This window comes from Holdemania filiformis (assembly GCF_003459085.1).
GTDB lineage: Bacteria > Bacillota_I > Bacilli_A > Erysipelotrichales > Erysipelotrichaceae > Holdemania > Holdemania filiformis.
Genome location: NZ_QRUP01000028.1, coordinates 1 through 20,465 on the forward strand (window position 1 = coordinate 1; position 20,465 = coordinate 20,465).

Annotated in this window: 19 protein-coding genes; 2 read left to right on the forward strand and 17 right to left on the reverse strand. The window is 50.9% G+C overall.

Annotation, left to right across the window (positions count from 1 at the left end):
* From DWY25_RS16010 to DWY25_RS16045, 8 genes are all read right to left on the reverse strand, one after another.
* On the reverse strand, positions 1-530 hold a 530-nt coding region (locus DWY25_RS16010), incomplete at its 3' end, for a coiled-coil domain-containing protein (protein ID WP_147336705.1).
* Positions 531-693: 163 nt separating this feature from the next.
* A complete protein-coding gene (locus DWY25_RS16015; protein ID WP_006060610.1) occupies positions 694-1,419 on the reverse strand; it encodes a SigB/SigF/SigG family RNA polymerase sigma factor in 726 nt (241 codons plus the stop codon).
* The gene (spoIIAB, locus tag DWY25_RS16020) at positions 1,412-1,840 is read right to left on the reverse strand and encodes an anti-sigma F factor (RefSeq protein WP_117896068.1); all 429 of its coding nucleotides are present in this window, start codon (positions 1,838-1,840) and stop codon (positions 1,412-1,414) included. Before spoIIAB ends, DWY25_RS16015 begins: the two co-directional genes overlap by 8 nt.
* Positions 1,837-2,166 carry an STAS domain-containing protein gene (locus DWY25_RS16025; RefSeq protein WP_039865096.1) on the reverse strand — a complete coding sequence of 110 codons (330 nt, stop codon included), beginning with the start codon at positions 2,164-2,166 and terminating at the stop codon, positions 1,837-1,839. The genes spoIIAB and DWY25_RS16025 overlap by 4 nt, the downstream gene beginning before the upstream one ends.
* A gap of 216 nt (positions 2,167-2,382) precedes the next feature.
* Positions 2,383-3,534 (reverse strand): D-alanyl-D-alanine carboxypeptidase family protein, encoded by a 1,152-nt coding sequence (locus DWY25_RS16030; protein WP_006060607.1) that lies wholly within the window; start codon positions 3,532-3,534, stop codon positions 2,383-2,385.
* Between the two features lie 74 nt (positions 3,535-3,608).
* The gene (locus tag DWY25_RS16035; protein ID WP_117896069.1) at positions 3,609-5,600 is read right to left on the reverse strand and encodes an alpha/beta hydrolase family protein; all 1,992 of its coding nucleotides are present in this window, start codon (positions 5,598-5,600) and stop codon (positions 3,609-3,611) included.
* Positions 5,593-7,581 carry an alpha/beta hydrolase family protein gene (locus tag DWY25_RS16040; protein ID WP_117896070.1) on the reverse strand — a complete coding sequence of 663 codons (1,989 nt, stop codon included), beginning with the start codon at positions 7,579-7,581 and terminating at the stop codon, positions 5,593-5,595. Before DWY25_RS16040 ends, DWY25_RS16035 begins: the two co-directional genes overlap by 8 nt.
* Positions 7,582-7,585: 4 nt before the next feature.
* Positions 7,586-9,583, reverse strand: a complete 1,998-nt coding sequence (locus tag DWY25_RS16045) for an alpha/beta hydrolase family protein (RefSeq protein WP_117896071.1) — start codon at positions 9,581-9,583, stop codon at positions 7,586-7,588.
* Between the two features lie 228 nt (positions 9,584-9,811).
* Between DWY25_RS16045 and DWY25_RS16050 the strand changes: the two genes are divergently transcribed.
* Entirely contained in the window at positions 9,812-10,327 is a 516-nt protein-coding gene (locus DWY25_RS16050) for a hypothetical protein (RefSeq protein WP_117896072.1), read from the forward strand.
* 219 nt (positions 10,328-10,546) lie between these two features.
* On the opposite strand, the gene DWY25_RS16055 is transcribed toward DWY25_RS16050, so the two are convergent.
* From DWY25_RS16055 to DWY25_RS16095, 9 genes are all read right to left on the reverse strand, one after another.
* Positions 10,547-11,149 (reverse strand): hypothetical protein, encoded by a 603-nt coding sequence (locus DWY25_RS16055; RefSeq protein WP_117896073.1) that lies wholly within the window; start codon positions 11,147-11,149, stop codon positions 10,547-10,549.
* On the reverse strand, positions 11,142-12,530 hold the full coding sequence (locus DWY25_RS16060) for an MATE family efflux transporter (RefSeq protein ID WP_117896074.1): 1,389 nt from the start codon (positions 12,528-12,530) through the stop codon (positions 11,142-11,144). The genes DWY25_RS16055 and DWY25_RS16060 overlap by 8 nt, the downstream gene beginning before the upstream one ends.
* A 29-nt stretch (positions 12,531-12,559) precedes the next feature.
* Positions 12,560-13,750 carry an N-acetylglucosamine-6-phosphate deacetylase gene (locus DWY25_RS16065; RefSeq protein WP_117896075.1) on the reverse strand — a complete coding sequence of 397 codons (1,191 nt, stop codon included), beginning with the start codon at positions 13,748-13,750 and terminating at the stop codon, positions 12,560-12,562.
* Between the two features lie 29 nt (positions 13,751-13,779).
* The gene (locus tag DWY25_RS16070) at positions 13,780-14,625 is read right to left on the reverse strand and encodes a ChbG/HpnK family deacetylase (protein ID WP_117896076.1); all 846 of its coding nucleotides are present in this window, start codon (positions 14,623-14,625) and stop codon (positions 13,780-13,782) included.
* Between the two features lie 13 nt (positions 14,626-14,638).
* Entirely contained in the window at positions 14,639-15,436 is a 798-nt protein-coding gene (locus tag DWY25_RS16075; protein ID WP_117896077.1) for a ChbG/HpnK family deacetylase, read from the reverse strand.
* A 176-nt stretch (positions 15,437-15,612) separates the two neighbouring features.
* On the reverse strand, positions 15,613-16,431 hold the full coding sequence (locus DWY25_RS16080) for a PTS system mannose/fructose/sorbose family transporter subunit IID (protein ID WP_117896078.1): 819 nt from the start codon (positions 16,429-16,431) through the stop codon (positions 15,613-15,615).
* Complete coding sequence (locus tag DWY25_RS16085) at positions 16,431-17,210, reverse strand: PTS mannose/fructose/sorbose/N-acetylgalactosamine transporter subunit IIC (RefSeq protein ID WP_117896079.1); 780 nt, start codon at positions 17,208-17,210, stop codon at positions 16,431-16,433. The genes DWY25_RS16080 and DWY25_RS16085 overlap by 1 nt, the downstream gene beginning before the upstream one ends.
* Before the next feature lie 15 nt (positions 17,211-17,225).
* Positions 17,226-17,717 (reverse strand): PTS sugar transporter subunit IIB, encoded by a 492-nt coding sequence (locus DWY25_RS16090; RefSeq protein WP_117896080.1) that lies wholly within the window; start codon positions 17,715-17,717, stop codon positions 17,226-17,228.
* A gap of 18 nt (positions 17,718-17,735) precedes the next feature.
* On the reverse strand, positions 17,736-18,152 hold the full coding sequence (locus DWY25_RS16095; protein WP_181981872.1) for a PTS sugar transporter subunit IIA: 417 nt from the start codon (positions 18,150-18,152) through the stop codon (positions 17,736-17,738).
* Positions 18,153-18,400: 248 nt separating this feature from the next.
* Between DWY25_RS16095 and DWY25_RS16100 the strand changes: the two genes are divergently transcribed.
* Complete coding sequence (locus DWY25_RS16100; RefSeq protein ID WP_117896082.1) at positions 18,401-20,398, forward strand: BglG family transcription antiterminator; 1,998 nt, start codon at positions 18,401-18,403, stop codon at positions 20,396-20,398.
* Positions 20,399-20,465: the final 67 nt, after the last annotated feature.

Consider the following 20,465-nt stretch of genomic DNA (forward strand, 5'->3'; position numbering starts at 1 on the left):
ATTTTCTGATTCGCGGTATTGAGCTGTTGCTGCGTGCGGTTCAATTTAAAGATCAATTGAGAGCGTTGGTTCTTTAACTGCTTCCGGGTTGGCCGCAGCACTTGTACCTCCTCGAGATAATCTTCCCGGGTTTGCTTTCCCAGCTTCGTTTTCTGTTTCAGCTTTGCTAACCGTTTATCCAGCCGCTGGATTTCTTTCTCTGTTTTCCGTATTTTCTTTTCCACGCTTTTCACTCTTGCCTTTAACGACTTCTTCCAGCGTTCATGGTTCTCAAAGTCCGCTTTCAACTGATGCTGAGCCTCCCATTGCGCCGCACAAGGAAAATAATCATTTGTGTGATACCGTCGTTTCAGTTCTTTCTGCAGCGATTCTTCAAACGGTAAGGGAATTCCCCGGGCTTTCAGAGTCAGATAACGATAAGTAGTATGGAGGATCGAATGGTACAGAAGAATATCCTGGCGGATAGCCTGAGCTTCTTCAGGAAGCAATTCATCGTAATAGATCCTGTCAGAACACGTTATCGTTTTCATGAAGAAGACCTCGCTTTCAGAGAACGCTCATCTTTCTAATGAGTTAATTATACAATTCATCCTTCTCCATTTCAACGCATTTGAGTTTGTTTCATTCTTTTCATTTTCTTTTGCCTCTGACGCATCGAAATTCTTAGAATACAAAAAAAGGAGCGTCTGCTCCTCATGCGTCCTCTGTCAGTTTACATTTCAGCTTGTTCAGAATTTTCTTTTCCAGCCGCGACACCTGAACCTGCGAGATCCCCATTTTTTTAGCGATCGCTTCCTGATTATATTCCAATTCATAGCGCAGGTAAATCAGATACTGTTCGCGCTGTTCCAGATGCCCGATCTCCTTTTTCAGCGCCAGCTTCATCGGCACATCTTCGCCATGCCGGTCTTCGACCTTATCTTCCAGCTTAATCGTCGAACCGTCTTTTTGATAAAACGCCTCGTCCATCGAAGCCAGAAACTGGTTCGCTTCCATCGCTAACATGACGTCGTTTTCCTCCACGCCTAAATCCTCGCCGATCTCCCGGTACGTCGGTTCCCGCTGCAGCTTCTGCGCCAGCCGTTCGCGGCTTTTCTGAACCTGCAGGTAACGTTCTTTCAGCGATCGGGAAATTTTCATCTGACCTTCGTCGCGAAAATAACGCTTGATCTCACCGAGAATGATCGGCACGGCATAGGTTGAGAACATCACGTTATAGCTGGTATCGAAGTTGTTGATCGCCTTCATCAAACCCAGGCATCCGATTTGAAACAAGTCCTGAGCCGAAGAATGCGTCTTGAAGCGGTTGACGATCGACCAGACCAGTCCGACGTTGCGCAGCACACACTGTTCCCGGGCCTGTTCGTCGCCCTGCTGGGCCTGATGCAGAAGATCGAAGAATTCCTGCTGATCATTCATGAAATTGGAGCTGCTTGACAAGCCGGACGGTTGTGCCTTCGCCAGGATGAGAACAGATCTCAAATTCGTCGGAGAAGCTCTCCATAATTGTCATCCCCATTCCGGATCGTTCCAGATCCGCCCGCGTCGTGTATAATGGCTGGCGGGCCAGCGTAATGTCTTCGATCCCGACGCCTGAATCCTGGACTTCAATCATAACCCGATGGGTTTCATCATACGACACGCTGACCCGGACCTGACCTTCCTCCCGGCCCTGATAACCATGAATCATACAGTTGACGACCGCTTCGGCCAGGATGGTTTTGATCTCCATGATCTCATCCACGGTCGGATTGAGCGGCATCAGAAAAGCCACGGCGCTGGTGCGGGCGAACGCCTCGTTTTCCAGCTTGGCGTCAAAGCTCAATGTCATCCGGTTCATACATGTACCTCTTTTCTATCGTTCTCCTTTTCCACCCGCATGATCTGAAAGATCCCCGACAAAGCGAACAGCCTGCGGATAGCGGGTGAGATGTTCTTTAAAATCAGCTCGCCCCGATAACTCTGAACCTGATTGTAGCGGGCTAATAAAAAACCGATACCGGTGCTGTCGATAAAGGTCACGTCCTTGAAATCAAATTTCACCACGGGTGCCTGGACCCGATCTATTTCACGGATTACGTCGGCCTTGATCTTGAGAATCGACAAATTGTCCAGATCCCCGCAGAAGGCGAAGATCAAAGCATCGTCCTGTTGAATGCACTTCATACTGCATCCTCCTTTCCTCTTCATTGTAATGGAAGCCCTTTTTGTTGTGGAAATATCCGCTAAAACAAGTGTTTTTGCGACATTCTTTTCATAGTGCGCCGGGGTCCAGGTAAACGTTTTCCAACGTAAAAAAGCCGCGGAGAAAGCAGCGGCTTCATCGGGATAGTTCATCATTTCTGCGCGTTTATCCCGGACTACGGGTCATGTCGTAAATTGTCAGAACAACAGTTTTTTCCAGGTTTTCAAAAGAATATCAATGAAATCCAGCGGCATGATCGCTTCTTCCGCCACCAGATCCTGACCGATCTGCGTCCCATCCTCAAAATGCAGAATCACCCGGCCGACCGTTTCGCCGGCCTGGATCGGTGCTTTTTTCTTATCCAGCACAATCTCGGTATTGATCAAGGCAGACTGAGCGCCTTTGGCGACGATGTGGCCGATCGCCTCTTTGGTAACCAGACGGACCTCGTCCGGCTTGCCGTTATCGACCTTGATCGTTGTTACCGGCGTGCCTTTTTCCATTTCGATCTGATAGCCGTAGGTGCTGAATCCATAATCCAAAAGCGCGGAAGCTTCGCTGTTGCGGACATCGCGCGTCGGCTCGCCCATCGCGACGCCGATCAGACGCAGACCGTCGCGTTTGGCCGTCACCGTGATACAGTACATCGACTGAGTCGTGTAGCCGGTCTTCAGGCCGTCCATCCCCTGATAGGTGCGGATCAGCTTGTTCGTGTTGACCAGCCAGAATTTGTTTTCCGTATCGGCCCGGATATAGTCGTCATACGTCGAGGTAAAGCGCAGGATATCGTCCTGACCTTCCTGAATCAGTGCCCGTCCGATCGCCGCCATATCCTTGGCGCAGGAGTAATGGTTATCGTCGTGCAGGCCGGTGGCATTGACGAAATGGGTTTGTTCCAAGCCCAGCTGTTCCGCTTTTTCATTCATCATCGCGGCAAAGTTCTCCTCGCTGCCGCCGACCTTTTCTGCCAACGCGACGATCGCGTCGTTGGCGCTGGCGACCGTCGAGGCCTTATACAGGTCTTCCACTGTCATGACCTCGCCGGTTTCCAGAAAAATCTGCGACCCGCCCATTGAGGAAGCATGCGCGGAAGCCGTTACTTCGGTATCCCAGCTCAGCTTGCCGTTATGGATCGCCTCCACCACCAGAAGCAAGCTCATCATTTTGGTCATCGACGCCGGATACAGCTTCGCGGACGAATTTTTTTCATACAAGATCTGCCCGGTTTCATAGTCAATCAAGATCGCCGCTTTCGCCGACGGCGTTAAATCGACGCCCTGCGAGGTCGTCGCGTGGACGGAAACAAGAAATAAGGACAGCGCAATTACGATACTGGCAAGTTTTTTCATATCGACACCTCATTACCAGTGTATGGGGAAGTGTCCAAAATATGAAAAAAGGCAGTTTGTTTTCTGCCTCATTTCTATGATTTGTTTTCTGTCGCGGGTTTGCACCAGCGATCCATCCATGCGGTAATCTCCTGAAGCCGGCGCACGCGGTGGGACGGCTTGCCGATCCGGCTCAGCCCGTGGCTTTCTCCCTTGAACAGGCACATCCGGGCTTCGGCGCCGTGATGCACCAGCGCGTTGTACATCTGCATGCCCTCCTGAAGCAGACAGCGGTAATCCTCAAACGAATGGATGAACAGCGTCGGCGTCTTAGCTTTGTCCGCAAACTGCAGCGGCGACTGATCCCAGACCTTCTGCACGTCGCTCCACGGGTCGGCGCCCATCTGATCGTTGTCAAAGGTAAAGCCGATGTCGGCGTAGCAGATTAAGGAAACCCAGTTGGCAATGCTGCGCTGGCTGGCCGCGGCCGCAAAGCGGTCGGTATGACCGATCATCCAGTTGGTCATGTAACCGCCGTAGCTGCCGCCGGTTACGCCGATTCGTTCAGCGTCAATCGCCGGATACGCCGCCAGAACGGCGTCGGTAAAGTTCATCAGATCGTCATAGTCAATCGTTCCGTACAGCCCGCGCAGTTCAGCAAACGCATTACCCTTGCCGTTGGAGCCGCGGGGATTGCAGAACATCACGAAATATCCCTCGCTGGCCCAGAACTGCATCTCATGGAAAAATACCGGGCCATAGGCAGCCTTCGGTCCGCCGTGGATATTGAGGATTGCCGGATATTTTTGATTGGGATCATAGTCCTTCGGCTTCAGCACCCAGCCGTCAACCCGGAACTCGCCTGCCGGAATACTCAGCGGCTCCGGTTCAGCGACATAACAATCCTCCAGCACCGCTTCGTTGAAGGCAGTCATCGGATGCAGCTCATTCGTTTTCAGATCGAAACAAACCAGCTCCGGCAGCTTCTGCCCCAGCATCGCGATTAGCCACAGCTTTTCGTCAGCCACGGCCAGTGCCTGGATGGAGCCGTCCAGCTGCATGATTGTGCGCCAGGTTCCATCTGCTTTCAGACAGCGGACTTCATCGAAGGCTCCAAGTGTATGCACTATGAACAGCCCGTCAGAGACCATCTGCGTCTGTTTTCCCGAACCGTATTGACAATCGCTGCCCAGCGCGCTGCCTAAGCTTTCTTCATTTTCCGCCAGCAGTTCCCGTTTGCCGGTATAGGCGTCAAGTGTGTAGAAGAACGGATTTTCAATCGCTCCATAGCGTTTCTGATTGCTCATCGCCGCCAGAATCTGCGTCTCAGACAGCCATTGAATCTCGGCAATGCTGAACTGTCCCGGCTCCAGCAGGCAATCGGATTTCAGTGTGTTCAGATCCATCCGGTACAGACCTTCCTTTGGTTGCCGGACTTTGACAAACGGCGCCCCGGAAATCGCTAAATGGTTGTGATCCGGACTGACAACCGTGCGGGAAACGTGAAACTGCGGCTCGCACAGCGGTTTTAATTCATCCTGAGCTTCATCGTAGAGAAACAGCCGGCTGCGCAGACCATTGGTATAGCCGGCACCGTCCTGATAGTACGGCTGTTCGCTGACGATCTGATAGTCCGCCTCCGCTTTGCGCCGCTGATGCAAGGCTTCGCGCTCCGCTTCGCTCATTTGCCAATAATCCGCCGCCGTCAGATCAATCTGGGCAGTCAAAACATAAAGTCCCTTTTTGACCGGAACGATCTGCCGGACTTTCAGGGGCAGCGTGAAGGCTTTGATCGCCTCCCCACCGTCGGTGCGGATCCGGTAAAACGTTGTGGATTCGGCTTCCGGCTGCGGCTTTTCACCGCGGCTGGAAATAAACAGAAGCGTCTTTTCATCGTCCCAGACAAACAGGCTCTCATTGCCGGAGGTCAGCTGTTTCGGCTGGGCATGATCGAGCACAAACAGCTGGCCGGTGTACGCATCATTTTCAACCCGCGTCCGCACCCAGGCCGGCTGACCGGCCGGCGACAGCGCCAGCGCAGAAAGAAACTGCACGCGCTGGAAATGGTCGACCGTAATTTTATTCATGAGCGTTCTCCTTTAAATAATGATCAAACCAATCGGTCATCTCGCGCAGCCGGCGCACGCGGTGATGGCGCTTGCCGATCCGGCTCAGGCCATGACTTTCGCCTTTAAACAGGCACATCCGCGCTTCCACTCCATGATGCACGATCGCATTGTACATCTGCATGCCCTCCTGAATCGGACAGCTGTAATCTTCAAAGGAATGGATAAAAACCGTCGGCGTTTTCACTTTATCCGCAAACTGCAGCGGCGACTGATCCCAGATTTTTAACATTCCATTCCACGGATCGGCATCCATCTGATCGGTATCAAAGGTGAAGCCGCAGTCGTCCGTGCCGATCATCGACACCCAGTTGGCGATGCTGCGCTGACTGGCCGCCGCCCTGAAACGGTCGGTATGGCCGATGATCCAGTTGGTCATGTAGCCGCCGTAGCTGCCGCCGGTCACGCCCAAGCGTTGAACGTCAATCTGCGGCACACGGTCTAAGACCGCATCAGTAAAGACCATCAGATCTTCATAGTCGATCTGCCCATAGTGGCCGCGCAGATCGGCAAACTGATCGCCTCTGCCGTCGGAACCGGTCGGGTTGCAGAAAAAGACGATATAGCCCTGCGCCGCCCAAAACTGCATTTCATGGAAGAACACCTCGCCATACGCCGTTTTCGGTCCGCCATGAATATCCAGGATCGCCGGATAGGTGCGCTTTTCATCAAAGTCCGCCGGCTTGAGAATCCAGCCATCCAGCTCATAGCCGCCGCGGCTGACCATGAAATGCTCCGGCTTGGCAATCTCGGTTTCCGCCAACAGTTCATCATGAAAATGCGTAAGCTGCCGGGTCGTTTTCGTTTCCGGATCCCAGCTGTAAAGCTCCTGTAGCTTCTGATCTTGTAAGCCGATCAGCCACAGCTGACCATTGACCGTTTCAATCGCCTGAATCGCTCCCGGCCAGCTTAGTACCGCTGCGCTGCCGTGTTCATCAATCCGTAAAATTTCATCCGCATAGCGGTCCGTATGCACAGCCAATACGGCCTCGTCGGAAAACAAGACCTGCTGGCCGGAGCCGTAAATAACGTCGGTCATGACCGCGCTGGAGCCGATGTGGTTTTCCGTATCGAGCAGACAGCGGATTTCACCTGTCTCAACATCCAGCTGATAGAGCTTCGGGTTTTCCGTCGTTCCAAACGTTTTATTCTCGGATGCGAAGAAAACTGCCTGTCCCCGACGCCAGCCGATCTGGCGGATCCGCATCCGCCCCTGTTCGATCAACCACCGGCGCTGATTCGTAACCAGATCCAGGCAGACTAAGCCATCCTGTTCCCCACGGACAACCTCAAACTTTTTCACGCTCATTAAAACCCGGCCGTCCGCAACGGTGAACTGGCTGACGGATTCGAGCGGTTCGCTCAGAGCTTCTATTTTCCCATTGTCCAGATCAACGCAGAACAGGCGGCTGCGGGTACCCTCGATAAAGCCGCTGCCATCCAGCACAAATGGCGATTCCGTGACGACCTGATAGTCTTCCTCCGCCTTGCGCCGATCGATGACGTCTTGACGTTCTTTTTCTGTCAATAACGCAAAATCCGGACAGTCCTTGCGCACCTCCGCCGTTACTAACAGCTCACGGTCATTCAGCTTCTCCATCTGTTCAATCGCCAGCGGCAGACTGATCAGATGCCGGGCTTCCCCGCCCCGGATATCAATGCGGTACAGATCGGTTTGTTCGCCATAACGTGAGCTGTCCTTTTGTCCCGGCCGGCGCCGGGCGGAAAACAGAATCGTCTGATCATTCTCCCACACATAATCCATGACGCCCTCGCTGGTTAACCGCGAAGTATGATCGCCATCGCAGAGATGCAGACTTTTCGCATAGCCCTCATCGCGGCACTGACATTCAAGAAAGGCGGCGCGGCGTCCATCCGGACTTGCTTTCAGGTTCGATAAGAAATGCGCCTGATCAAAAAAATCAATCGTTACTTTATTCATAGAATTATTTCTCCTCCTGCTTACAAAATCGGTTCATCCAGTCGGTAATTTCCTGCAGCCGGCGGATTCGGTGCAGCGGCTTGCCGCCGCGGCTGAGACCATGGCTTTCGCCTTTGAACAGGCACATCCGGGCTTCCACTCCATGATGGACGATCGCGTTGTACATCTGCATGCCCTCCTGAATCGGACAGCGGTAGTCTTCAAACGAATGGATAAACAGCGTCGGGGTAACGCATCGGTCCGCGGCCTTCAGCGGCGACTGGTCCCAGATCTTATTCACGTCGCTCCACGGCGTGGCGTCCATTTGATCGTTGCCGAAGGAGAAGCCGATATCAGACACCATGTTTTCCGAGACCCAGTTGGAAATCGAACGCTGCGAAGCTGCGCAGGCAAACCGGTCGGTATGGCCGATAATCCAGTTGGTCATATAGCCGCCGTAGCTGCCGCCCGTCACGCCGATTCGCTTTGCGTCAATCTGCGGATAGGCTTTCAGCACAGCGTCGGTAAACTGCATAAAATCGTCGAAATCGATCGTACCGAATTTTCCGCGCAGATCGGCGAACGCATCGCCGCGGCCGTCAGAGCCATGGACGTTGCAGAAGAAGACGAAGTAGCCCTCGTTGGCCCACAGCTGCATTTCATGATAGAAAACCGTTCCATAGGAGCCGCGCGGCCCGCCGTGGATATCCAGAATCGCCGGATATTTTTTCGATGGATCATAGTCCTTCGGCTCCAGCACCCAGCCCCAAAGCGGATCCGGAGTCTGCGCATAGTCCAGCCGCTTCGGCTTCGCTACATAACATTCAGCCAGTACCGCGTCGTTGAAATGCGAGCGCTGCACGCATTCTCCCGTCTTTAAGTTTGCTTCGTAAATTTCCTGCAGCTTCATGTCTTTCATCGCGATCAAATAGGCCGTATCTCCCTGCAGATCAAAACCGAAGATCGCTCCGTCAAACGGCAGCGCCTCCGTCCGGCGTCCCTGACTGTCAAAGCGAAACAGCGGCGTGTGATCGGCATCAGTCATCACGGCATAGAAATCTGTGCTCGCAATCTTCTTCATCGCGCTGCCGCCAAACGCGCAGTCTGTGCCGACAGCGTTGCCAAACGTCGCGTCGTTGTCGTTAAACAGCGTCCGGGCCTTGGTCTGCGGATCAATTAAATATAGTTTCGGCGTTTCACCCGCGCCATATTTCCCGCCAGCGCTCATTGCGGCCAGAATCGCACCGCAGTACCCCTGGGCGAAACTGATCTTCATCTGGCCCGGTTCGATCAGGCAATCGATCGTTTTCGTCGTGAGATCCAGCCGGTACAGCCCGTCCTTCACTTCTTTGACAGCCGTGAAATCCGCACCCCAGAAAACAACCTGATTGGTTTCCGCTTCCAGCTCCAGTCCGGAAACCGCAAATGTCGGCGCTGTTAAAAAGTCTACAGATCCCTGCTTCGGATCCCAGACTGCCAGGCGGCTGCGCAGTCCGTTAGTAAATCCGGCCCCGTCAAAATAATACGGCGCTTCGCTCACGATCTGATAATCCTGTTCTTCTTTTTTCTTCTTTAACAACGTCTGCTTTTCCTGTTCCGGCAGCTCAGCCATGCGGGAATAGTCAAGATGATAGCGGATCGTCAGAAGCAGCCGGCCGTCCTTCATCCGTTTAAAACCGGTGACCGTATAAGGAATCGTCATCGCCTTCCGCGCTTCGCCCTGATGAATATTCAGCCGGTAAAAAACCGTGCGCTCCTCGCCCGCAGCCAGCGCTTCTTTATCCTTCGGATCCCGCAGGGAAGCAAACAACAGCGTTTCCTCATCTTCCCAGATAAAATTGGATTCGTTAAATGAAGTCAGCTGCCGGACCTGCCCGTCCTCCAGCAGCCACAGATGGTTGTCATACCCATTGTCCCCGTTGGCCTGCGTCACCACAAACGCCGCGGTGCCGGGTTTCGCCCCAGCTTGAAGATTGGAACAAAAGCGATATTCCGTGAATTGATCTAAGCGGATTTTTTTCATGTTTTTACCCCCAAAATATGGTATTAGTATAGCATGTTTGATTCTGATTTTCCGCTGGTTTTCACTTTTTCCTCATCTTCTTTCAAATTCTTTCATTTTTGTTACATTCGCTGATTCGATTTGTTCATGATTTTCTTTCTTCCTCCTCCATGATAAAATAGAATCAACCTATGCCCTCGGAAAATAAATGATAGTCAATTTATCTGAATTCAGAAAAGAGGTATGTTTATGAAATCATTCAAGCGTTTCATCTTTGCCTTTTGCTTATTGTTGATCGTCAGTGCCTGCAGTAAAAACATAAGTCCGTTGGGAGCGGAAATTTCAAAGCATCCTGCCCCGATGACCCTGGATGAAGAACAGCTGTCCACATTAGGCGGATCGGATCAGGATAACTATTATATTTTATTTTGCAGCGCCAGCGACATCGTCGCGGGATGCCCGGTGATGCTGGAAAAGATTGCCGAAGCAACGTTGTCCGCGCCTGCGGCAATCTATGTCATGGATATGGATCCAATTCTGGCCTTTACCCGGATTCCTGATACCGATCCCCAGCATGATCAAAAATTCGAGGAAGGTATCGAGACTTCCTCCGATTTCTTTGCTAAACAGCGCCTGCGCAGCGTGCCTACTCTCCAGCACCGAATAAATAAAAAAATTGTCGATTCCTTCGAGATTTTAAATACGGAGAACACGCCCGAAGATCTCCCGAAATGGCTTGCTTCCCAACCTCATGAAAAAGACTAAACCAACGCGCTGCGAGCTTTAACTCAAATTTAAATCAAGATAAAAATAGCAGGGAGTATAAAGCTTTATACCGCCTGCTTCTTTACTATTAATCTGCTGAACTAAGCCTGAACCGAGTATAAGCCATACTTCAGACCTTCCCTTTAGTCTTTTCTTTTACATTCATTCACCCGGACAGATACTTCCTATATCTGTCGGGAATTCGGACAGATTCTATTTTTACGAATGCAGGTGTTCCAGAGAACGGTCTAAATAGAGTTTCGCCTGTTGACTGTCGCCTTGGTTCTCAAACATCTTGGAGATCAGAAATTCTGCTTTCGCTTTTTCTTCGCCCTCCAGCTGATCCAGTCTGGCCAGATCTTCATCCAGATCCGCGTACGAATGATCGATCATCACGGCGTAATATTTCTGTGTTTCGGCTTTTAATGCTTCTGAACAGGTCGCTAAATTCAAAAGCCGGTTGCCGTACAGCCTGACCTTCGCAATGTCCGAGCATGCGACATAATAATAGAACGCGTTGTAATAAACCGCTTCCTTCTGCTTGTCGTTCAGCCTGCATTGATCAAAATCAGCGAACCGCCGGTCAATCTCAGCCGGATCCTGCTTAACCAACGCCGCGTTTAATTTCATGAAGTCAATATTAAACGGATCGAAGACAAACTGCGCCGACCGTTTTTCAATCAGCCGGTCAAATCGATCAAAATCCCGTGTCATCAGACAGCTTGACAGTTCTCCGGCCAGCCGGCTGCGGAGCCGCTTCGGGATGACGATCGACAACGCAAACAGAAACAGAATGACAAGGATAATCCATAATTCAAACATGACTTTCCCCGGCAAAAGAAGCTCGCTTTTGCTTTTCCTTTCCCATGAAGATTTCACGGATCAACGATCGCGACAAAATTACCGCCGTCAGCACCGTAATCCAATCGGCACCGGGCTGCGCGTAGAAAACACCGGTCTCACCCAGCGTCCTGGAAAGCAGAAGCAGCAGCGGAACATAGATGATTCCCTGTCGGAACAACGACAGAATCATCGATTCCCGCCCCTTTCCGGCCGCCTGCAGCGTGATCGTGAAAATATAATAAATCGAATACACTGGCAGCGACCAATTATACGCCTTCAGATACTGAGCACCATAACTCTGCGCCGCCTGCCCGGTTGTAAAGACCGAAACAAACGCCGGGGCAAACAACGCGACTAATCCGATTGCGATCAGGCTATAACCCGTCAACACCTTGAGATTCCAAACGATCGCGTCCCACAGCCTTTGGTAGTCCTTCGCGCCATACGTAAATGAGGCCAGCGGCAGATAGCCGTTCGCTACGCCCTGAATAAAGAAATTGACGAAATACATCGTGAACTTGCCGACGTTGCAGCCGGCGGCGAAGTCGACGCCATAAGTGAACACGACCTTGGTAAAAACCAGAATTGCCACGCTGGACATCAGGTTCCGCACATAAACCGCAAAGCCGACGGAGAAGATCTCGCGGATGATCGGCCAGTCGATATGAAAATCAAACAGCTTCCAATGCAGCACCGTTTGTTTCGACGATAACCGCCGCAGACACAGCACCAACGCCGCAAACTGCGCCGCCGCGCTGGCAATTGCCGCGCCCACAACGCCAAGACCCAGGCCGAAATCAAACATTAAAAACGGATCGAGAAGGATATTCAAAAGCACGCTGAGGGCCATGACCACCATCGGATACTTCACATCGCCGACAGCCCGGAACAACTGGATGCACGCAGTATACAACGAGGTACAGACCGCGAACAGGATCATGATCAGCCCATACGCCTGCCCATAACCAAGCACAGCCGGATCCTGGGTCTGCCAGCGGAGATACGGATTCAGAAGTAACAGCGCCGCTAAAGTGAACACAGCTGAAAACACAGCTGTAAATGTGATCGTCGTGCGGACGATTTCGACCGCTGCATCTTCCTGCTTCGCGCCTAACTGCCGGCCCAGATAGCTCGCCGCGCCAATGCCGGCCGCTTCGCCGATCTTGGAAATCAGCAGCGTCAGCGTCGCCGACAACGAAATGGATGCCAGCATCGCCGTGTTGTTCAGCCGGCCGATAAAAAAAGAATTGATCAGCTCATAAATCAGCGAGATAACAGAAACCATGACTGCCGGAACGGCGAGCTTGATCATCGCCGTCCCGATCTTTTCATGGGCTAGTAAATAGGTGTCAGCTTTCATGCGATCGCCTGTTTTTTCCTGCTTTCAGGCTAAGCAACCCGGTGCGTTTTCAGGAATTCCTGATTGAACACATCGCCTTCCATCTGCCGGTCGTAAACGCAGCGGCCCTCGCTGAACGTGTACAGACAACGGTATTGATCGTCAATCACGATCAGATCGGCATCCTTTCCGACTTCCAGCGCGCCCTTATCAGGATAGCCGTAAACCAGCGCCGGGTTGCGGCTGGCCATCCGCACCGCGTATTTCATCCCGATTCCTACGTTTTCTACAAGATTTTCAATCCCTTTCAGCACTGGCATTGTCGATCCGCACAGCCGCCCGGTATCGGAAAGGCAATAGCCGTCCGGCGTGATATTGACGTCCGGGAAGCCTTCCATCATCCGGAATTTTCCGACCGGCGCACCCGACAGATTCGAGCAGTCCGACACCATCAGAAAGTGATTAAACGGATCACGCTTCATCCTAAACATCAATTCCAGCATCGCGTTGCAGATATGCTTGCCATCGCAGATCACTTCATTATAAAGCCCATCGTTCAGCAGACAAGCGCCCAATCCGCCCATGTTGCGGTGATGGATCCCGCTCATGACGTTCGCAGTGTGCGTCGAAACGGTGATGCCCCAGCTGAACGCTTCGTTGGCTTCCTCCAGCATCATATTGCTGTGAGCGAAAGCCACCCGCACGCCCTCGCCGGTCAAATACTCGATCGCTTCGCGGGCCTTAGGCAATTCCGGCGCGATTGCGAACAATTTCAGCTTGCCGCGCGCTTTCGCGACGTTTTGTTTCAGCTCGTCCAGATCGATATCCGGATGTCCCGTATCCACGCCCTTTTCACCGACACGGTTGAGATACGGACCTTCAGAATGAATACCCAGCACCTTCGCGCCGTCTACGTCTTCCTCTGCAAGCTTCGCGACCGTTTCAAAGCCGGCGAAATCCGTTGTCGGCAGCACGCCGGTCACGCCCTGGGAGGCCAGTCCCTTTAAATATCCACGCAGTTCCTTTTCGATGTCGCCCTCAAAGCCCATCGCGCCATAGCCCAGCGTTCCATGGTTATGTGTATCGATAATCCCCGGCAGAATCCGGTTGTCCTGAACGTCCAAATTGACCGTAACAGGACTGTGAACATCCAGAAGCTCAACGATCTTTCCCTGCTCCAGATGCAGGATTCCGCTGACGCAGCCCTGCGGTGTAACGATTCTCGTCGATTGAATATACATGATTTTCTCCCTTCTAAAACGCAGATTCTTTATTTTTCAGCGTTTTTGATCAAGCCCTGCTTCATGATTTCCGCTACGTCGTAATAGTCGATGAGTTCGACATGATTTTCTTCAACGAACGCCTTCATCAGCGGCGAAGTGACGAATTCCAGATCCTTGCACCGCTCGATCGACAACGACGTCTGACTGAACAGGTCGGCGTCGACATACCCCGGATGCCCTCCGGCCAGAACATACTCATGTTTTAAAAGCTCGTCTTGATATTTCAGGAATTTTCCCAGCGGATCTTTTTTCAGCTGCGCTTGAGGGTCAAAGACTTTCGATACCGAAGCGTTGGTTTTCTCGTCTTCTTCCTCCGGCAATGAGAAGGTCGTAAACGCCATCTGCATAAAATCAAAGGCAAACGGCAGGTCTTCATCCTCAGCAATTTTACGCATCGCTTTGAGCATCGTTTCCGCAACAATCGAATGGCCGTTTAAATAGCCTGGCTTGCGCCCGGTCAGCTCGATAAAACGATCGTACTGCGCTTTGATCTCCGTATAGACTTCATCGTAAGGGAATAATTCTGCACGGCCTTCCTCACTTTGCCAGCGGGGATCATGAATCCGGATATTCGAACGGATCAGGCGGCCGTTTTCATCAACGAGATGCGGAATTTTCTCAGCCGGCGCGCAGGATGGTCCGGCAACGAGATTGAAGTCGATGCCGAAGCAGAAATCGGGTCTTTCCTTGATGAACTGCGCGGCCCACGGCGCAATTTCCATATTGGTAAACATCCCGGTGCATGTCAGGATGCCGTTGTCAATCGCTTCAATAATGCCGTAGGTTACGCCTTTGGTAAAACCGTAATCGTCGCCTTGAACTAATAATTTCATTGTTTTCTTCCTCCTAAATTAAATCAGCATAGCTGATCAGCTCAACCTGGTGTTCTTCGATCCATTGCTTCAACACCGGCGAAAGAACCATTTCCAAATCCCGGCAGCGTTCAATTGACAGCGAGGTCTGGCTGAACAGCTCCGCGTCGACATAGCCTGGATGACCGCCCGCGAACACATATTCATGCTTCAGATAATCGTCGGCGTGATCCATAAAGTACTGCAGCGGATTGCGGTTCACCTGACGGGCCGGATCAAAAATTTTCTTCGTCGTCGCTTCGTTGCCGCCGATATCTACCGCCCAGGCAAAATGAAACTGTTCGAGAATATCGTTGGTATACGGCAGCGCTTCTTCTCTGGCCAGCTGCCGGATCGCCGCCGTCAGATTTTCATGATTGATGGAATGGCCGTTGAGATAGCCCGGCTTTTTCCCAACCAGCTTTACATAGCGGTCAAACTGCGCGCGGACTTCCAAATAACATTCTTCAAAGGGAAACATCGCGCGCCGTCCGGCTTCGCTCTGCCAGCGCGGATCCCGGACCGTTATGCCGGAACGAATAAAGTTTCCGGCGGCGTCGACAAAATGTGGGATTTTGCGCGGATCGGCACAGCACGGTCCGGTCACCAGATTGAAGTCGATACCCCAGCAAAAATCCGGCCGGGCGCGCATCTGCGCAGCCGCCCATTCCGCATCCGGCATATTAACAAATAAGCCGCTGCAGGTTAATACGCCGTGGTCGATGCCTTCCAGCATCCCCAACGTCACGCCTTTCGTAAAACCATAATCGTCGCCTTGAACAAGCAATTTCATAAGGCTAGGCCTCCTTCTCTTCTATTGTAAACCTGAATCTTCCAAACCCTAAGACTAAAATAACATGAGCTCTGTTTTTAAACGTTTTCTCCCTGCGTGTTTGAGAAAAGAACAGAGCGTTCGGAATTGTCTGGGAAAGGTACACCCCTGAACCCGCTGCGCTCTGTTCTGTCAAACTAGAAGATATGGATTAAAGCGCCGACTAAACCGATGACCATCGTCAATAAAATCAGGTTGATCGGCTTCCAGCCCTTTTTAATCAGCGCGACATAGCCGAATAACAGCGCGATGCTCATAAAACCCGGAAAAATCGCGTCAAGCACCGGCGCAACTTCCAGCGTTGCCGGACCGATATGCAGGATCAGATTCAACGGAACATACACCATCTGTGCCGTCATCGCGCCGACCATCATAATTCCCAGAATGGAAGCGGCCTTGGTAAAGCTGGCCATCAAGCCGGTGCTGAACATCATGTCGATAAACGCTGTGCCGTAGGTGTAGCCCAGCCGGCAGAACCACATTTTAACCACCGACTGCGGCACGCCGTAAATCAGGATAAACATCACCATGCCCAGGATATTCCCCTGCTGTGCCAGACCGATGCCGATGCCGGCGGCGATGATGCGCAGACAGTTGAAGAACAGGTTGTCGAACATCCCCGCGGTCGGTCCCATCAGCGCGGACTTAACGCTGGAGATGGTTTCGCCGTCAACCGAACCTTTTTCCTTCTTTTCCTTTTCCATCGCCCAGGCCAGGCCGACAATGAAGGAGAATGGGACGGCGTGGGTGTTGAAAAACTGTTGATGCCGGGTATAGGCTTCCTTTTTCCCTTCCGGATCATCCTTATAAATTTCTTCAATCGCCGGAATTAACGAGAACGTAAAGCCGTTGCCTTCCATATTGACCATCGTAGCGGCCAAAAAGCAGGTATGCGAGCGAATCTCCACTTTGCGGAGCAGCTTTTTTTCATCAGCGCTGATCATCATGTTTTTCATCAGAAAAATTCCTCCTCCTCTTTGCTTTCCGGTTTTCCTTTATTTTCAATAATTTTCTTTTCCAACAGGAAGATCGTGATTGCCACGGCAGCGCCGATGACGGCGACGGCCACGGTATCCAGACTGACGTATTTGACTAAAACGAAGCCGACGAAAAACCAGATGACCGTTTCTTTATTCATGATCTGCGACGTCAGGATCGCAAAGCCGACGGCCAGCGCCATAGAACTGACCGCGCCCAAGCCAGTCATGACCCATGCCGGCAGCGAAGCGATCGCCAGCTGCAGCGCATCGACGCCGAAGTAAATGCAGCCGAACAGAATGACCGTATTGATCAACGGCGAAATAAACGTAAAGACCCAGACCGCGATTTCATACTGCTTGATTTTATTATCCTGCAATAATTTTGTAAAAAAGCCCTGAATCGGTGAGAACAACCCATACGGAAGCATCGTGACGGACGCTAAGACCGTACCGATCGGCATCGCGATCGCCACTGCCGATTCAATATCGGCGCCGGTCAGAATGACGAATGCCGTAGCGACGTAGCTAGTGGTCGTAGCGTCGGCCGGAATCGAACCGCCGATTGCCGAAATGCCCATAAATAACGATTCCAGCGAAGCGCCAAGAATACAGCCGGTCGTCACATCGCCTAAGAGAATGCCGACCAGCGGACAGACGACGATCGGCCGCGTCAGGGCCTGCCAGCCCAGCGCCGCGGTATCTAAAATTCCTAAAAGCCAGTAAAGAAGGCTGAGTTTTAATGCAGCGATTAACATGAAAATTCCCCTTTTCTATTTTCTCAAAATTGACGAAACCTTGATCGCAGAAACGTCCGGCGTTACCTGTAGAACGAAATCCTCGACTTTCTCGTTGACTTTCGCGAGAATCGCTTTCTCATCTTCCGATAACGCGACAAACTGGGAAACCATTTCCCGCTGTTTACCATCGCTGGCTTCCAGCAACCCCCAGTTCCCGATATTCACGCGATGGATTCCTTCCACTTGTTCCACGACCGTAAGCAGATCCTGCGGATTCGCGACAATCAACAGGATATCATGAGCGGACGCCTTCGGATTGTGCAGCAGCTCAACTGCGTCCTTAACCGTTTTTACGGCGACCTTGATATTGCCCGGTGCAGCCATCAACAGCGATTTGGCGATAATCGGATTGGAACCGGCCTGATCGTTGGCGACGATAATCCGGTCAACGGGAACCACCCGCGACCATTTCGTTACGATCTGGCCATGAATCATCCGATCATCCAGACGGCATAATTTAATCATTGTTCTTCCTCTTTTCTTTCAAAAAAATTCTCCTTCATCCCCAGCCGGAACTCCCTCGTCCTGGTCATAGAGCACGACGCGCTGCATCTGCCGGGATTGTTCCGTCAGCGCTTGCAATGAGTCCAACGTTACCTCTTCCTGCATGCACAGCTCCAGCACCAGCGCCAGATTTACGCCCGCGATCAAAAACGTATGCGGCCGGTCTAAGTATAAATACATCTTTTGATTGACGCTGCCGCCGTATAAATCGGAAAGCATGACGACGGTTTCTCCCTCCGGCACTGAAGCAAAATATGCCTTGAGCTCCTCATCGATATTCCGGCCGTCCACATAGGCGTCCAATACCGTCAGCGACGTCTGAGGCCCCGCCAGAATTTCAATAGCCGTGGCCATCCCGCTGGCCAGATGTCCGTGCGATCCCAATAATAACCGCAATGAATCCACTCCTCTCCCGAAATTGTAAGCGCTTAACATTTCCTGAGTTCATTCTACTTTTCCATTACTCTGGATACCATCCGTTTTTTTTCACATAGTTAATGGAAATTTCAGTTTTTCCGTTATGAATACAGGAAAAAATTAACACGGAAAAGGTTACAACATGTTCGCTATAATGAAATAGAATCGAAACGGTTCACTTCACAAAAAAAGATCGGTTAAACTCACTGGGACAAAGGGGCGGAATTATGAATAATCGTCAGTTAAGAATACTTTATTATTTTTTCAGCAACCCCGCGCCCTGTAAATCCAGCGACATCGCCCGGGAATTGAAATTGAGCTCGCGCACGATCCGTGACACGATCAAAGAGATGCAGCCGGCGTGTCAGGAAAACGGCTTCTCCATTCATTCACGCAGAAACTACGGGTTCGAGATTCAAATCGAAGATGAACAGCTTTACCAGACGTTTGCCGAACAGATTAACGTTACCGGTACGGTTCTCAATCAGATTAAATACAACGAAAACGAAAGCTTTCTATTTATCGCGCGGAAGCTGGCCGCTATTGACGACTGGATCAAAATTGACAAACTGGCGGAAGAATTGAATTTCTCCCGCAGCGCGTTAAGTCCGGTCATCTCGGATATCACAACCTATTTCAGAAATCGTCAGTTGACGATCCTGCATAAAAAAGGCAAAGGCATTAAACTTTCCGGCTCTGAAATCAACTTCCGCATGGCGATCATCCAGCTCATTGGTCCGCTGCATCACCAGACCGTAATTCAAAAAGATGAAACGGCGTATAATCAATTCGTCTATTGCGACCGGGATTTGTTTTTAGCCATTCGCCGGGAATTCAAAATTTTTATATCCGGCAGCGGAATCCACTTTACCGACGCGATGTTCATCTGGCTGTCGTTTTACCTGATCATTCTGATGAACCGCCGCAAGTATGGCTATCGGATCGCAAGTAGTTCCGCTTTTGATTTTTTGAATCAGACTGCGTTTTTCCAGCCGGCTTCCGCCCTCTTTGAACACTTATCGCAGTGCTTTCCCGGATATTTCAATGTAGATGTCAATGAAGTGTATCAGTTTGCGGCACTGATGATGTGCGGTGCGGATATCAGCGATGCCCGTTGTTTTTTACGCTCTGTGGAAGCCTCGCCAATCGCGTCGGAATACAAGCGGATCAGCGAAGATTGCCTGTATTTTTTAACTCATCAGTTTAATTTACGTCTGGAAGACAATCCAGCATTTTGCGAGAAGTTCCTACTTCCTTTAGCGCAGATCGTGACTAAACATTATTTTCATTTTGAAACGAAGATCACTTTCAGCGGCGTCATCACGAATAAATTTTCCCAGGTTTCCCCCCTGGTAACCTATTTAGGGTTTAAAGTTGCGTCGCAGCTGGAAAGCAAATGGCATTTGTCGTTATCCAGTGACGATTATTTTCGTTTTATTAACTTTTTTATGACGCTACTGACATCCATCCCGGTTCCCATCCGAAAAAAACGCCTTTTGATTACCTCTGGCGCCGGGTTAGCCTATTCTGAATCTATTGGAAAGCTGATTCAGAATGAATTCAGTGCATATATTGAAACAATCCGGCCTTGTGAACTTTATGAAATCCGGCATTTGAACTCCACCGATTTCGATATGATTATTACGAACTTTGATTTCAGTACGCTGCCGCAATTTTACTCCTACTCTTTACCGTTTTATCGGGTTAATTTTGAAGAAAGAAACATCGAAGCTCAGCTCAATCTAATTCAAGCATTTTCCGACGTCTTTTTGATCGACGATACTTTTATTTCTGATGAAAATATTGCATTCTTTGAAACCATCCAGTTTTCCAGTCTCTTGCAGATTTATCAATTCGTCGTCTATAAAAATTGCCGCGCTCCCCAAAAATTTCAGCGGCTGATCGGCGAATTTCAGAAAATGGAAAATACGGTTGATTTTAAAATTACCGACGGAAAGTTATTATTAATAGGAAATAAGAAAGATTACGGCAGAGAAGGGATCGATGTCTTTCTTTCTGATGGCAAATTCAGTTACAAAGGTAATAAAATCTATGCAGTCCTTTTTTGTATGCTTGATTTTTCATCTTTGTTGAAACTTCGGGTTGCCGAGATCTACCTGATGCAGCTGCTGAGTCATTGCGACATGGAAACTCTGAAAAAAGAAAAGACCGCTTATCTGAAAAAACTGACCTGCGAAGTCCTGATTCGATTCCGCTCGTTTTAAGAATCGACTACCCTTGCTGCGGCCTTTGTTCAGATTGTTCCCCCGATTCAAAAGAAAACCGAGGAAT